This is a genomic window from Halovenus amylolytica, assembly GCA_004015825.1.
Classification (GTDB): domain Archaea; phylum Halobacteriota; class Halobacteria; order Halobacteriales; family Haloarculaceae; genus Halovenus; species Halovenus amylolytica.
The window spans coordinates 143,238-156,813 of record SAYS01000010.1; the positions used below are offsets into that span (position 1 = coordinate 143,238).

10 protein-coding genes are annotated in these 13,576 nt (G+C 61.4%); 5 read left to right on the forward strand and 5 right to left on the reverse strand.

What is annotated here, in order from left to right; all coding sequences use genetic code 11:
* Positions 1-84 precede the first annotated feature (84 nt).
* From thiD to EOW68_RS10600, 5 genes are all read right to left on the reverse strand, one after another.
* Positions 85-1,446 carry a bifunctional hydroxymethylpyrimidine kinase/phosphomethylpyrimidine kinase gene (thiD, locus tag EOW68_RS10580; RefSeq protein WP_128225125.1) on the reverse strand — a complete coding sequence of 454 codons (1,362 nt, stop codon included), beginning with the start codon at positions 1,444-1,446 and terminating at the stop codon, positions 85-87.
* Positions 1,447-1,512: 66 nt separating this feature from the next.
* Positions 1,513-3,978, reverse strand: a complete 2,466-nt coding sequence (locus EOW68_RS10585; protein ID WP_128225126.1) for a type II secretion system F family protein — start codon at positions 3,976-3,978, stop codon at positions 1,513-1,515.
* A 9-nt stretch (positions 3,979-3,987) separates the two neighbouring features.
* Complete coding sequence (locus EOW68_RS10590) at positions 3,988-5,634, reverse strand: type II/IV secretion system ATPase subunit (RefSeq protein ID WP_128225127.1); 1,647 nt, start codon at positions 5,632-5,634, stop codon at positions 3,988-3,990.
* A 121-nt stretch (positions 5,635-5,755) separates the two neighbouring features.
* Positions 5,756-6,280: a DUF7549 family protein gene (locus tag EOW68_RS10595; RefSeq protein ID WP_128225128.1), complete on the reverse strand. Its 525-nt coding sequence runs from the start codon at positions 6,278-6,280 to the stop codon at positions 5,756-5,758.
* A gap of 67 nt (positions 6,281-6,347) precedes the next feature.
* Positions 6,348-7,640 carry an RNA-guided endonuclease InsQ/TnpB family protein gene (locus EOW68_RS10600; RefSeq protein WP_128225129.1) on the reverse strand — a complete coding sequence of 431 codons (1,293 nt, stop codon included), beginning with the start codon at positions 7,638-7,640 and terminating at the stop codon, positions 6,348-6,350.
* A gap of 419 nt (positions 7,641-8,059) precedes the next feature.
* Between EOW68_RS10600 and EOW68_RS10605 the strand changes: the two genes are divergently transcribed.
* The 5 genes from EOW68_RS10605 (at position 8,060) to EOW68_RS10625 (ending at position 13,162) form a co-directional block, all read left to right on the forward strand.
* On the forward strand, positions 8,060-8,398 hold the full coding sequence (locus EOW68_RS10605; RefSeq protein ID WP_128225130.1) for a 4Fe-4S dicluster domain-containing protein: 339 nt from the start codon (positions 8,060-8,062) through the stop codon (positions 8,396-8,398).
* Between the two features lie 171 nt (positions 8,399-8,569).
* Positions 8,570-9,451, forward strand: coding sequence for an electron transfer flavoprotein subunit beta/FixA family protein (locus EOW68_RS10610; protein ID WP_128225131.1), 882 nt, complete (start codon positions 8,570-8,572; stop codon positions 9,449-9,451).
* A gap of 479 nt (positions 9,452-9,930) precedes the next feature.
* Complete coding sequence (locus tag EOW68_RS10615) at positions 9,931-11,106, forward strand: electron transfer flavoprotein subunit alpha/FixB family protein (protein WP_431358865.1); 1,176 nt, start codon at positions 9,931-9,933, stop codon at positions 11,104-11,106.
* Entirely contained in the window at positions 11,099-12,757 is a 1,659-nt protein-coding gene (locus tag EOW68_RS10620) for an FAD-dependent monooxygenase (RefSeq protein WP_128225133.1), read from the forward strand. Before EOW68_RS10615 ends, EOW68_RS10620 begins: the two co-directional genes overlap by 8 nt.
* 3 nt (positions 12,758-12,760) lie before the next feature.
* Entirely contained in the window at positions 12,761-13,162 is a 402-nt protein-coding gene (locus EOW68_RS10625) for a DUF8055 family protein (RefSeq protein WP_128225134.1), read from the forward strand.
* The last annotated feature ends 414 nt before the right edge of the window (positions 13,163-13,576 follow it).

A 13,576-nucleotide genomic window follows, 5' to 3' on the forward strand; every position in this document is an offset into this window, starting at 1 on the left:
GACGCAGTTGGACCGATGGGGGAAAAGCAAGAGGCGGTCGCTTCCGGGTTTCCGGGTTCGGCCACAGCGTCGAAACGCATCCGCCTACGCCACAGCGTCGAGAAGCGTCGTCGTCCGGTCGACGAGCGTCGCCGGATCGGTCGCGAGAATCTTGGTGATCGGTTCTTTGCCGTGGTCGCCGCGGTCGAACACCGCGACCGGCGGTTCGTCCACATGCTCGAAGGCCTGCGTTGCGCCCCACTGCATCGTCCGTTCCGCTTCCGATTTCACCGGGTCGGGTTCGTTCCCGCGGTCGTAGGAGCCGACCGCCCAGTCGAGCGAATCGAGTGCAGTCTGGATGTCGTCGTCGAACCGGCAGTTGAGCGCGAACCGAAACGCCGGTTCGTACTCCCGGGCTGCGAGCAGGAAACGAGCGACGTGACTCGACGCGCCGAACCGGACACCACCCGTGGGAGCAACGCCGTCGAGTGTTCGGCCGATCCGGCCCTCGACTGCGGCACACTCTGTCGGGGTTTCGGCGTGTGGCGTCGCGCCGACGACGTTCGTCCCGACTTCCGGCACGAGCGGCGAGATATCCGCCTCGACGAGTTGCTGGACGATGCCCGTAACCGCCTCGGCAGTCGGTTCGCGTGCAGCGTCGTTTCTGGCGGTCACCATGTGGTGGACCGTCCCCGGACCCTCGCCGACGTCGATGCCGTACCGGACGGCCTGGCCGAGCAGGTCGATGCCGGACCGGACCGCTTCGGAGAGCTCATCTCCGTGGGCGAGGCGGGTCGCGATCGCAGCCGAGAGCATACAGCCCGAGCCATGCGTCGCCTCGGTGTCGACACGCGGGTGACTGATTTTCTCGATCCCTGTCTCGGTGACGAGCAGATCTGTGACTGCCTCGCCGGAGACGTGCCCGCCCTTGATCAGCGCGGCCTCGACGCCCTCCGAGACCAGCTGTTCGCCGGCGCGTTCGGCGTCGGCGGTCGACTCGATCTCGATCCCGGTGAGGACGGTCGCCTCGTCTGCATTCGGCGTGATCAGCGTCGCCTCGCTGGCGAGCGCTTCGTAGGCGGCCTCCGCACCCTCGTCGAGCAGCCGATCACCCGAGGTCGCGACCATCACCGGATCGACGACGGCCGGCGCGGCGAGGTCGGCGACCTGCTCGGTGACGAGTTCGACGATCTCGCTGGTGGCGAGCATCCCCGTCTTCACCGCGGCGACGTCGAAATCGCCGGTCACCGCATCGCACTGGGCTTCGATCTCGGTGGGTGGGAGCAGATGCGTGCTCTCGACACCGCGCGTGTGCTGTGCGGTCACGCTGGTGATCGCGCTGGTGCCGAAGCCGCCGCCTGCCTCGATCGTCTTGAGATCGGCCTGTATCCCCGCGCCACCGCCGGAGTCGCTGCCTGCGATCGTCAAGACGACTGGTGGTGTCACTGGTGCCTGCTGTCGCGTCATGGGCGAGAATACCACTTCGTATTATAAATCAGTGATGGAGTCACTCACTGTCGCACGGCCGGTTAGTCAGGCGGAGGCAGCAGTCTGGTTGAGCGTCGCCTCGACTTCGACACCGGGCTGGTCGGCCTGCCCGAGTGATGGATACGGCTGGTCGGCCTGGTTCCCGCCAGGGCGGAAGTCGAATCGGTCGTTTCCGTTCGTCTCCTGGTGTGTGACGATCCGGATCGACTGATCGCGGGAGATACTGCCCTCCTGTAACGCGATATTTAGGTTGCTGTGGGTGCCGGGTGCGAGATACTCGGAGTAGCCGAGGAGTTCGCCTTCGACGCCGTCCGAGTCGTAGATGGCGACGTAGCCACCCTCGGAGAGGGACACCTCCTGGACCTCGAAGTTCCGGCCGTCGGTGTCCGTGTCTGCGATCGCGATCGAGGCGACCGGCGAACTGAGGAGCAAAAACAGAACGTAGCCAATCGTCACCATGACAGCTGCGTGCTTCGCGCCGTCCCGGACCGAGCCCTCGCCGAGCTGTCCCGCGATAAAGCCCGCAAAGAGGGCCTGGATGATCGCCGCGTGGAAGAAGACGAGCGAGTAGGCGGCCTTGTTCACGTTTCCAAGCTGGGAGAAGGCACTGGCACCGCCGGGGATGCGGGCAGCAGCGTCGTCGTCCGGCGTCGGGACGGCTTCGGGGAGACTCGGAATGAGGACCTCGTTGACCGCCATCACGATCACCAGGAAGACGAAAAAGGAGACGTAGATGACGACGAGGTAGGTCATCATCTTCTGGCTGCGCTGGCGTTTCAGTTTGACCTCGGCGCGGGCCTGCTCGGCTGCGACCCGCAACACCGGGCCCAGATCCCCGCTCGCACGCATCGCGTTCGCCAGAAGCGTCACGACACGGGTGACAGCGAGCGTCCGGACGCGCCGACCGAACCTGACGAGCGAGTCGTCGACGTTCGAGCCGAACTGGATATCGCGCCAGATCCGGTCGATCTCCGGCGAGAGGATACCGAGATCACTCTCCCGGAGGCGGTCAAGCCCTTCGACGACGGACATCCCGGCCTCGTTCAGGCTCGCGAGTCGCTGGAGGAACTCCGGCGTTGCGGCCTCGATCCGGTCGATCCGTCGTTTGTAGTACTCCCGGACGATAGCGTAGGCGACGAGAACGAACAGTGACGACTGGATGACGAGGTCGTCGAAGGTGCGAATAGCGATCCCTTCGGCCTGAAACGCCGTGGGGAGTCGGAACAGAAAGACGACGAGTGCGACCGGAACGGTCACCCACAGCAGTTTCGTCGGATTCCAGAGGAAGACTCGAAGCGGGTTCCGGAGGAAGCGTTTGAGCCGGCTTACCCTGTCGTACAGTTCGAGCATCCGGCGGTTATCCTGTTCGTTCTGCAATCCGCCGTCAGGACGGTGGCTGTCGGTCGATGGGCTGGCACGAACTGGTGTCGAAACGGTGAGATGCGAGAGCAGATTTGCCCCGCTTTTTTCGGCGATGCCGAGTTCGTCGAGTTTCTGCTGGAGAATGAGTGCGAACCCCGCGTTCCCGAGTGGGATCATCAGGTAGATCAACAACATCAGAAACATGAGCGTATCCGCGATCAACAGCCCGAAGACGAGCAAGATCGTGATCAAAAAGAGCATTCCCGCGACGAGGACGGTCACGTACGCCTCCGCGATCGTCGCGAGCAGTTCGAGGATCTCCTCCTGTCGTTCTTCCTGTTCGTCGCGGAAGCGCTCGTACTGATCGCTGAAAAAGACCGGGAGATCGCTCCCGCTCTGGAGGACACTCGTCGTGTTCTCTGCGAAGGTCTTGAACTGCTCGCTGGGGGTCCGGCTGGCCATCCGCCGGAGGGCGGTGATCATATCCCGGCCGAACAGATCCATCTCGCGGACGGTGACGCTCATCTCGTTTGCCGCCTCACCGTAGACGTCCCTGTTTCGGGCGAGTGTGCGCAGAATCTCCGGGAACTCCATCCCGCCGCGTGAGAGTGCGTACATGAATGCAGCCGTTCGTGGGAGCCCTTCCTCGATCCCACGGGACCGAACAGTGGCCGTACTGGCCGGGAGTTGCCAGCGAAAGACGTACGCGAGCAGTGCCGACACGATACCGATGACGAACCCGCCAGCGACGATGACGAACAGTCGCGCCTGCGAGGAAATCACGAAGATGTAGTCAGGTCGAATGCCGAACGGGCGAGTGATCGTCCGGGGGAGGCCGGCGAGTGCGCGAACGAGTGGCTCGAACACCGCGAGGACGCCGGCGACGAGATAGCCACCGGCGACGACGCCGGCGGCGAAAGCAAGTAGCGTGAAAAGTAGCGTCTTCGCCGCGTAGGTCCGGTAGGTCGTGTTGATGTAGGCGGCTTCGAGGCGGCGTTCGCGCTCGCTGTTCTCCGAGACGAACTGTCCGAACAGCACGCGTGCGATCCGGTTGAGCGACCGGTCGAGTCGCTCGTTGCTCTTCGCGACGAGGTACACACCAGTGATCAGAACCGGGAGCAGTGGTGGAAGCGCCCAGATCGGATTCATACGACGGGGTTACCCTCCGGTGTCGACGCTGATATCGTTCTGTTCGATCCGATCCATGACCGCCTCCGAGTCCGCGTAGTACTTGTTGACCATCGCGGTAAATCGGCGGTAATCGTTGACGCCGTTTTCCTGCAGGTACTTCAGAAACCGCTGGCGGTTCCGGAGTTCGGTGAGCAACTCGGACTGGCTCCAGCCACGCTCCTCGCGGATCTCTTCGAGCAGTTCGGAGTTGTTCTCGGAGAAGCTATCGCCCGTCGAGTTCCACGAGTAGGTGTTCGAGTAGTCGAGTTCACCGGTCCGCTGGTCGATCCCCTCGATCTCGGCGATCGTTTTCGCCCGCCGGACACGCTCTTCGTCGGAGCGACCGAGTACCTGTACCCAGAGGATATCCAGCGAGGTGACCATCGGCCGCGGGACGTTGATCGGTTCGTTTTCCAGCCGGTTGATCACCGTCTGGACGCTGTCTGCGTGCATCGTCGAAAACGTCGTGTGGCCGGTGTTCATCGCCTGGAAGAGGGTGATCGCCTCCTCACCACGGACCTCGCCGACGATGATGAACTCCGGGCGGTGGCGGAGTGCCGACCGGAGCAGATCGTACATCGTGATGTCGGCGTCGCCCATCCGCTCGCGAGTGACCGAGGACAGCCAGTTGTCGTGATACAGGGAGAGTTCGCGGGTATCCTCGATGGTGAGTACCTTCGCCCGCGGCGGGATGAACATCGACATCGCGTTCATCGAGGTGGTCTTCCCGGCCGCGGTCCCGCCAGCGAAGATCAGCGACCGGTTGTTCTCGATTGCCAGCCACATGAACGCGAGCAGCTTCCGGTTGACTGTGCCGTATTCGAGCAGATCGATCGGCGTGAACGGCTCGTCGGCGTACTTCCGGATGGTAAAGGCCGAGCCTTTCGGCGTCACCTCCTCACCGAGGGCGAGTTCGATCCGCGAGCCATCGGGCAGCGTCGTCGAGACGACCGGATCGGAGACCGAGACGTGTCGACCCGAGCGCTGTGCGAGCTGGATGACGAAATCGGCGAGTTCGTCACGTTCGTAGCGGACCGTCGTCTCGATATCGGTGTAGTCGTCGTGGTAGACGAAGACGGGGACGCCCGGCCCATCGCAGGAGATATCTTCGATGTGTGGATCGTACATCAGTGGGTCGAGTTTGCCGTAGCCCTGGAACGACCGGTGGAGGTAGTACAGCAGCCGGTAGAACGTCTCGTCAGTAATCGTGACGCCGTACTCCTCCAGGCGGTCGGTCAGCTCTTCCCGGAGTGCAGCCTCGGGGTTCTCGGCGATGGTCTCCCGGTAGAGAAGTGGGCCACGGATGTCCTCGAACAGTCGATCCAGTAGCTCCTGTTCGAACTCGGTGAGCTGGGGTTCGACGACGTGGTAGAGGTGTTCAGTCTCTTCTGGGTTGTAGTTGATCGAAACGAACGCGAAGGGGGCGTCGACCCAGTAGCGTTCGATCTCTTCGTAGCCATCGAGGCCGTCGAAAGAGACGAGGCGGTCGTGCCGTTTCGGGTCGTAATCCGTGACGGCAACGTTCGAGCCAGTCAGTGCCCGTGCTGTCTGTGAGAGCCAGCCACGGAGTCCGCTCCGTTCTCCGTCGACACTCGTGATTTCCTTGCTACCCTCGTCCGGTTCCTGTTTTGCCATAGGTTGCCTCTGACAGCAAACGCCCTGCCTCTGTGCGGTTAATAGGCTGCTAACGCAGCCAACTACTTAAATGGCACCCGGTGAAAACTAGAAATGAAAACTGGGTGACGACCGCCAGCGTTCACGTCCGTTCGACACGCTCGGTTTTCAGCAAGAGCACACCGAAGACGAGCTGGAAGAGGACACCGACGGGTAGCGTAATTCCGGGGTGGTTCTGCCAGAGGCCGAGGAAGGTGACCGAGAGTAGCAGGCCGGACGCGACCAGGAGAGTACCGAGCACTCGGACGGGGTCGAACTGTAGCGCCTCGATTCGGTCTTCTACGAAGTAATACAGCAGGCTGAAGATCAGTGCTGCGAGAAAGAGGACCATTCCGGCAGCCCAGAACAGTACCGCGTAGGTTTCGCCGCCGTATAGCCCGATATCGGAGGTGAGAAACTCCCAGAGCCAGTTGGGGACGCCGCTGCCACTCTCGAACTCGATGCTCGGGAGAAAGAGGAACCGGCGGGGGAGAAACCAGAAAATCCACACACTCGTCTCCTGTGCGAGCACCTCTGTCTCGCCGTAGGTGACTGCCCACGGTAACAGCGAACACAGCCACGTCGAGAGTACGGCGAGTTCGCCCGCGTACTCCGATCGAACCCACATACTTCCACCGGAGAGGCCGACCCGTTTGAATGTTACCCCGCGCACGGCGGCGCGGGGAATCCTGCTCTCACGATAGCAGGCTTCCTGTTTCGACGACGTGACGTGCAGACACGCGCTGGAAATCAGCGGTGTCCGTAGCGGCCACAGTCTCCACAGGCGTTGATTCGGGCCATCCCAGCCCTAATTCAGAAAAACCACGCTTGAGGACGTTCATCGCCGTCGCAAAATCGCGTGCGATTTTGCTGCCCGTCAGACGTAGTCTGACGACCGCGTTTGCGTCTCTATCCGTCTCGAATCCACAACTCGGACAGGAGTGTTCCCTGACCCAGATGGGTTTCGCTGTCTCCACACCGCACGACGCACACTCTTTCGTGGTGCCTCGCGCTTCGACCTGAACGACGTGCGTTCCGTGCAGGTCGGCTTTGTATTCGAGCAGGGTGATGAATTGTCGCCACGCCGTGTCCTGCTTGTTCCGAGCGTTGCCGTCGCCCTGAAGCATACTCTGGACGTTCAGGTCTTCCACGAACACGGCGTCGTACTCCTTGGCCAGCCATGTTGTGATTTTGTGCTGGTAGTCCAGCAGTTTCCGCTTGATGTGGCGCTTCACCTTCGCCACCTCTCGGCGTTGCTTCTCGTAGTTGTTCGACCCCTTCTCTTTCCGAGACAACTTGCGTTGCTCACGGCGAAGACGCTTGTAGTCGTCTTGGAGGTCGAGCCAATCCACGGTCTTGCCATCGCTGGTGTGGATGTAGTTGAGAATGCCGAGGTCGATTCCGACGCTGTTGCTCGTATTGAGTGAGTCCACGCCGGGTTTCTCGGGTAGGTTGGCGTCGTCGGTTTCAAGACCGAACGAGACGAACCACTCGCCAGTTCGTTCCTTCTTGAATGTGACCTCTTTGATGGTGGCGTGGTCAGGAATCGGGCGTGAGTACCGGATTTTGACCCAGCCGATTTTGCTGAAGCGGACGTAGGCGTACTTGTCGTGGCCCCTCTTTTCATCGAGGTTGAAGCCAGACTGGTTGTACGTTACGCTTCGGTAATCGGTGGGTGTTTGCCGTTTGAGCCGACCGACGTTGTACCCTTTCTCTTTCTTCTTGCGAAGGTTCGAGAGGTTGCGGTGGAAGCGAGCGACGGTGGCTTGTGCGGCTTTTGAGTGCAGTTCACTGAACACTGACCACTTGCGTTTCCACTCGGTGAGTTTGTTGTTCTGGTCGTACTCGCTTGGCTTGTCGTCCTCGGGGGCTTGTTCGTAGTCCCAGCGGACGTGGTTGTAGAGTTGGCGATGAACGTTCAGATGGTGTTCCAGTCCGACCGCTACCTCCTCGGTCGGGGAGGCGCGGTAGCGGTGACTGTATTCCATCGCTGTCTCTTGATTAGAGATATGCTTACTTAATGATTTGTATCAGCGAGTGTCGGCTTCATCCCCGACCACGGTCGCGGGGTATTCGCTTCGCTGACCAGTATAAAACCTCCCGGACGCTGCTAGCTGTGTTTGATAGTTCGATTTATCTCTCTTTGCGCTCGCTCGAACCGAACCCAAGAACGCCACTACGAACAGCAAGAAAGCCCCCGTCCGCTTTCAGTCCCACCCGTAGCCTGGTTGGCCAACCGATACGGGTGGGGCTTTCTGGCTGTTCGGAGCGGTAATCTGGATATCGTCACCTCGTGAAATTTCCTCCCATTTTGTCCTCCCAGTAGAAGAATCTTCACCCCAAATTCCACAAACTTCTAGCCCGACTCCAAAACTTAAGTGCCCTCCAGAAGTGGGTTAATGTAACTATGGCTATCGATCCAGAGTTCGAAACGAACTACGAGGAAGTTGACCGCCACGAGGGACACCGCGTCTGGACACCGGATGGTGAGGAGCCGACGACCGAGAAACAGGGGATCCACGGCACACACGTCGCCGTCGATTTCGACATCTGTCTCGCAGACGGCGCCTGCCTCGAAGACTGCCCGGTCGACGTCTTCGAGTGGGTCGACACACCGGGCCACCCGGAAAGCGAGATCAAGGCGGACCCGACCCACGAGGACCAGTGTATCGACTGCATGCTCTGTGTCGACGTCTGTCCGGTCGACGCGATCGACGTCGACCCGAGCCGCGCGGGCCGGATCTGACTGGCCACCTGGCTATCTGACGACCGCCCAGCTCGGCTCCCGTCCGACTACCAACCCCCGATATAGCGGCCCGTTTTCCCCACCGATTCGCTTCTGTTCGTCGACCGTCAAGTAGCTAACAAAACACTTAGGAATCCCTGGGACAGCAACACAACTAGGGTAGTGATAAAAATGCACATGGTAACTTTAACCAAAGGCGTTCCCGACTTTCGTGAGGGGAAAGTCTCCTTCGACGAGGATGGCCACCTCGAACGAGGGAAAACACCGACGGTGATGAATCCGAACGACAAGATTGCACTCAAGGCCGCCCTCCAGACCAAGGTCCGGCAGGGTGGTACGGTGTCGCTGATGAGTATGGGGCCGCCGGGCTACAAGGAAGTACTGCAGGAGGGGATGGAAGACGTCTACGCCGACGATCTGTATCTCCTCTCGGACCGGGAGATGGGGGCAGCCGATACGTGGGCGACGGCGATGACGATTGCGACGGGGATCGACCAGCTAGAGGAGGAGCCGGATCTCATCTTCGCCGGCTTCAAGACCGCAGACGGGGAGACCGGCCACACCGGGCCCCAGACCAACTGGTGTATCGACATCAACGAGGATCTGACCGACCGGCCGATCATCACCCACGTCATCTCGCTGGAGATCGACGACGAGGAGGAGACCGTCAGGGCGAAGCGACTCGTCGAAGGGGATATCTCGGAGATCGAAACCGTCGAAGCCGATCTGCCGGCGTTTATCGTCACCGATCCGGAGTTCGAACCGAGCTACAGGAAAGCCGACCACCGGCTGAAGTACAAGGATCTCCGCGAGGAGACCCAGGAACGCGCCGAGAACCTCGACCTCGACGAGGACGTGACCGTCTGGAACCACGAGGATCTGAACCTCGATCCGGACTTCATCGGGCTGGATGGCTCGCCGACGATCGTCTCCGGCGTCGATCCGATCCCGAAAGGTCCCTCCGAGCGGGAGGCGACGATGATCGATCCCGACGACGAGGCGGGGATGGAATCGGTGTTCGAAGAACTGAACCAGTACGCGGCAGGTGACTGATAATGGTCGAACTCGATCCAACTGAACACGAAATCGCCGAACTCGGACCGAAGATCAAAGATATCGAGGATCTCGACGAACTCGAAGAGATGCTCGCCCTCGAAGAGGACGACGAGGATCGGATGCCGGTCAAACAGCTCATCGAGAGCCGTATCGAGAGTCTCGAAGACGACGACGAGGAAGTCGATCCCAGCGAGGCAGATCTGTCAGAGATGACGATCGCCGATATCGCGAACATGGTCCGCGAGATCGACGATATCGACCTGCTCGAAGACCTCCTCGAGCGTGAAAAAGACGAGAAAGAACGGAAGGGTGCGGTCTCGCAGATCGAGAGCCGGATCGAATCCGTCGCCGGGACGGACGAGGAAGACACCGAGGAAGTCAAGTACGTCCCGCCGGAGGAGAAATATCCCGAACTCGACCATCCGACCGCGGACAAACAGTACGTCGAGGGCGTCTCCGGGGAGACATACCGCGACATGTGGGTCTACTGCGAGACCCAGCAGGGCGAACTGCTGGACGTCTCGAAGGAGATGCTCGGCCAGGCACGAACGCTGATGGACGAGTACAACAGCGACGAGGGCTACGGCGGCGACGAAGACGGCAACCCCGAGGATGTCGTCGCGGTCATCGTCGGCGACGACATCGGTGACCTCGCCGAGGAGGCGATTGCCTACGGTGCCGACCGCGTCGTCTACCACGAAGACGACCGTCTCCACCGATTCAGGCACAAACCGTACACCGAGATCGTCGTGCACATGTGCCGGAATTTCGATCAGGAGTGGCGCGACTACCACGAACCTCGGTACGCCATCTTCCCGGCCACAAACAACGGTCGGGACCTCTCGGCGCTCGTCCAGGGTGAACTCGACAGCGGGCTGGCCTCGGACTGTTCGGATCTGTACATCGACGAGGCGATGATCTCGAACCCGGCGAAGACCGGGACCGCCGGCGAGAGCAAGGAGTTCGAACGCGTCCTCCACATGCCCCGGCCGGATTTCTCCGGCTTCGAGTACTCGACGATCCTCTGTATCGACAAGCCACACCGGGATTTCCACCCACAGGGTGCGAGCGTCATCCCGGGCACCTTCGACATGCCCGAGCCCGACTACGAGCGCGAGGGTGAGATCGTCGAACACGATATCGACCTCCCCGCCGAGTGGTTCCAGATCGAAGTGACGGAGTACGACCAGCTCGACGAGGGTGTCGACCTCTCCGGGCACGACGTCGTCGTCTGCATGGGGCGCGGGATCGACCGGGTCGATCCGACCGAGGGGATCGAACTCGGCCTCGAACTCCGGGATGCCTTCGAGGATGCGGCCTTCGGGCTCACCCGTGGTGTGATCACGGCCTCCTACGAGTTCGAGGGTCACGTCGAGCAGTACATCACAGAGGAACGCCAGATCGGCGAGTCCGGACAGGTCGTCGAGCCCGATCTGTACATCGCCGCGGGTGTCTCCGGTGCCGTCCAGCACAAGGTCGGCATGGACGAATCCGACACCATCGTGGCGATCAACACCGACCCCGATGCGGATATCCGGGATTTCTCGGATTACTTCATCGAGGGAGATCTGTTCGAGGTACTGCCACGGCTGACACAGGCACTGGAAAACGGTGAGCTTGCGAGTGCAGTTGCGGAGGTAAGCGATGACTGAGTACGAACACTACGAAGCAGTCGTCGTCGGGGCCGGCCCCGGCGGCGCTACGGCGGCAGCAACGCTGGCAGAACAGGGCGTCGAAACACTGGTGCTCGAACGTGGTGTCGACGCCGGCTCGAAGAACGTCTCCGGCGGACTGCTCTACGCCGAGGAGTCCGCACCCTACACCATCGACAACGTCTTCCCGGGCATCCGCGAGGCGGCGACCGAGCGGCCGGTCGACGACCACTACATCCACAACATCTCGGGCAACAAGGTGAAGACGTTCGATCTGGGCGAACTTCACCACCACGATACGGAGTGGTGTGACGCCGTCCTTCGACGGAAGATGGACTCCTGGCTCGCCCAGCGCGTCCACGAGAAAACGCGCGAAACCGGCGGCGGACTGCTGACGGAGGTCCGTGTGAATGGCCTCCTCCGCGAGGGCGGCCAGATCGTCGGCGTCACGCTGGACGAACTCGATCCGATCACAGCCGACATCATCATCGCCGCGGACGGCGTCAACTCCGAACTGGCACGCGACGCCGGCCTGATGGACTGGGACGAGCCAGAAGAGTGGTTCCAGGGCGTCAAGGCCGTCGTCGAGATGGACCCCGAGACGATCAACGACCGCTTCGATATTAGCGACGACGAGGGTGACGCACACCTCTTTTCGGGCGATCTGTTCGACGGTGTCCGGGGTGGTGGCTTCCTCTACACGAACGAGTCGTCGCTGTCGATCGGGACCGTCTTCCACCTGGATTCGATCGCCGACGAACGAGCCGAGCCCCACGAACTGCTCGATAACCTCCTGACGCATCCGCTGATGGACCAGTGGTTCGAAGGCGAGTACGAGGAACGGGAGTACTCGGCGAAACTGGTGCCGGACTCGAAGAAGGTCGCACACCCCTCACCCCACCGCGGTCGACTCCTGCTGGTCGGCGACGCCGCCGGCCAGATGCAGGCACAGGGGCCGGTCATCAAGGGGATGAACCACGCCGTCACCGCCGGCGGGCTGGCAGCCGAGGCCTTTGCCGAGGCGAAAGCGCGTGGCAACCCCGACGCGGCTGGTAACCTGTACGAGCAGAAACTCGACGCTGAGGGCGTCATGGAGAAACTCCGACCGCCGCGGTATCGAGCGACCCGTGCGCTCTCGGAGAGCGACGCTGTGAGCAATATCGGCAGCAAACTGCTCGACTCCCCGGTCGGCGGTGTCGGACTCAAACTGTTCGGCAGCGTCGTCGAGAAGGCGTACAACTCGCCGTACCTGCTCGGCATGATCCCCGATACGCGGCTCACCTACGTCGACGTCCCCACCCGCATCGGCGAGGTACTCGGCAGCGAGGTCGTCGACGAAAACGAGATCGAGCCACCGGAACTCGACGACCGGATCGGCGATCTCACCTACAACGTCGACGACCCACATATCGAGGTGCTGGACAACAGCTTCGAGGCCAGCGGCACAGCAGTCACGGCCTGCCCGGTCAGCGCGCAAGGCTTCGGCGGCGGCTGTTATCGCGAGGAGACGATCAAGACAAACGGTAGCGAGAAGAAGAAAGTCAGTCTCGACACCCAGCCCTGCGTGGAGTGTGGCACCTGTGCGGTCGTCGCCGATACGCACTGGGAACACCCGAGCGGCGGCAAGGGTGTCGAGTTCAAGCAAGGCTAAGCGATGCAGGACGGACAATCGGAGGAAACAGATCCGGAACAGCGGTTCGCCGCGCGCATCCACCAGCTCGCCGACCGGGCAACAGCGGACTGTGCAGCGTTCGAGGTGCCCGAGTCGGTTCCCGACGACGAGCGGGCGATGACGTATCTCCAGGATGGGGCCGGGCCGGCGATCTCGCTGTACGTCGAGGCCCGGACTGGTGGGATGATGGTGCATTTCCCCCCCGACGAGTATCACGCTCTCGAAGGCGCGATGAACGACTGGCTGGAGCTGTACGCGGCCTGTTACGGTGTCGATATCACGGCCGAGTACACCGTCCGTGAAGCTGCGGAACTGCTCGTCGATACCCACAACATCAGGGATGTCGCACAGATCCTGACCGGTGTTCCGGATCGCACTGCATAGCGAACAGTCGGAGCGGGCTGTCGCAGGTTTCACTCCTGTGGACAGCGTTTCACAGAGAGAGACCGTACTACACTTTTTTGAGTCGTGATATAGAACTGGCAGACAATGGGTTCGCCTCTCGTGGACGGGCTGTTCGGGGTGGCTGCACTCGCGGGCGTGTTGCTGTGTGCACTCGCCGTGTACTGCTATCGGCGGTGGGACGAACCAGGGGTGGTGCCGTTTGCCGTCTTTACTATCGTTCTCGGGATAGCTGGCATCACTGGCGGTGTGTCGGCTATTGTTGCAGAGTACGTGTTTACTCCGAGGACTCAACGGCCGGCACAGCCTGATCTCGTGAAAGCATCTCGTTGTTTTGGGCGACTCGCTTGAGTTCGTCGTAGGGATTGCGTCCCTGCTGGCGCCACGTCGCCAGCA

Bases quoted from the DNA above. Each gene is read 5' to 3' on its own strand.
- EOW68_RS10600 (WP_128225129.1), bottom strand. From the start codon at position 7,640: ATGGAATACAGTCACCGCTACCGCGCCTCCCCGACCGAGGAGGTAGCG.
- EOW68_RS10615 (WP_431358865.1), top strand. From the start codon at position 9,931: ATGTGGGTCTACTGCGAGACCCAGCAGGGCGAACTGCTGGACGTCTCG.
- EOW68_RS10610 (WP_128225131.1), top strand. From the start codon at position 8,570: ATGCACATGGTAACTTTAACCAAAGGCGTTCCCGACTTTCGTGAGGGG.
- EOW68_RS10590 (WP_128225127.1), bottom strand. From the start codon at position 5,634: ATGGCAAAACAGGAACCGGACGAGGGTAGCAAGGAAATCACGAGTGTC.
- EOW68_RS10620 (WP_128225133.1), top strand. From the start codon at position 11,099: ATGACTGAGTACGAACACTACGAAGCAGTCGTCGTCGGGGCCGGCCCC.
- thiD (WP_128225125.1), bottom strand. From the start codon at position 1,446: ATGACGCGACAGCAGGCACCAGTGACACCACCAGTCGTCTTGACGATC.
- EOW68_RS10605 (WP_128225130.1), top strand. From the start codon at position 8,060: ATGGCTATCGATCCAGAGTTCGAAACGAACTACGAGGAAGTTGACCGC.
- EOW68_RS10625 (WP_128225134.1), top strand. From the start codon at position 12,761: ATGCAGGACGGACAATCGGAGGAAACAGATCCGGAACAGCGGTTCGCC.
- EOW68_RS10595 (WP_128225128.1), bottom strand. From the start codon at position 6,280: ATGTGGGTTCGATCGGAGTACGCGGGCGAACTCGCCGTACTCTCGACG.
- EOW68_RS10585 (WP_128225126.1), bottom strand. From the start codon at position 3,978: ATGAATCCGATCTGGGCGCTTCCACCACTGCTCCCGGTTCTGATCACT.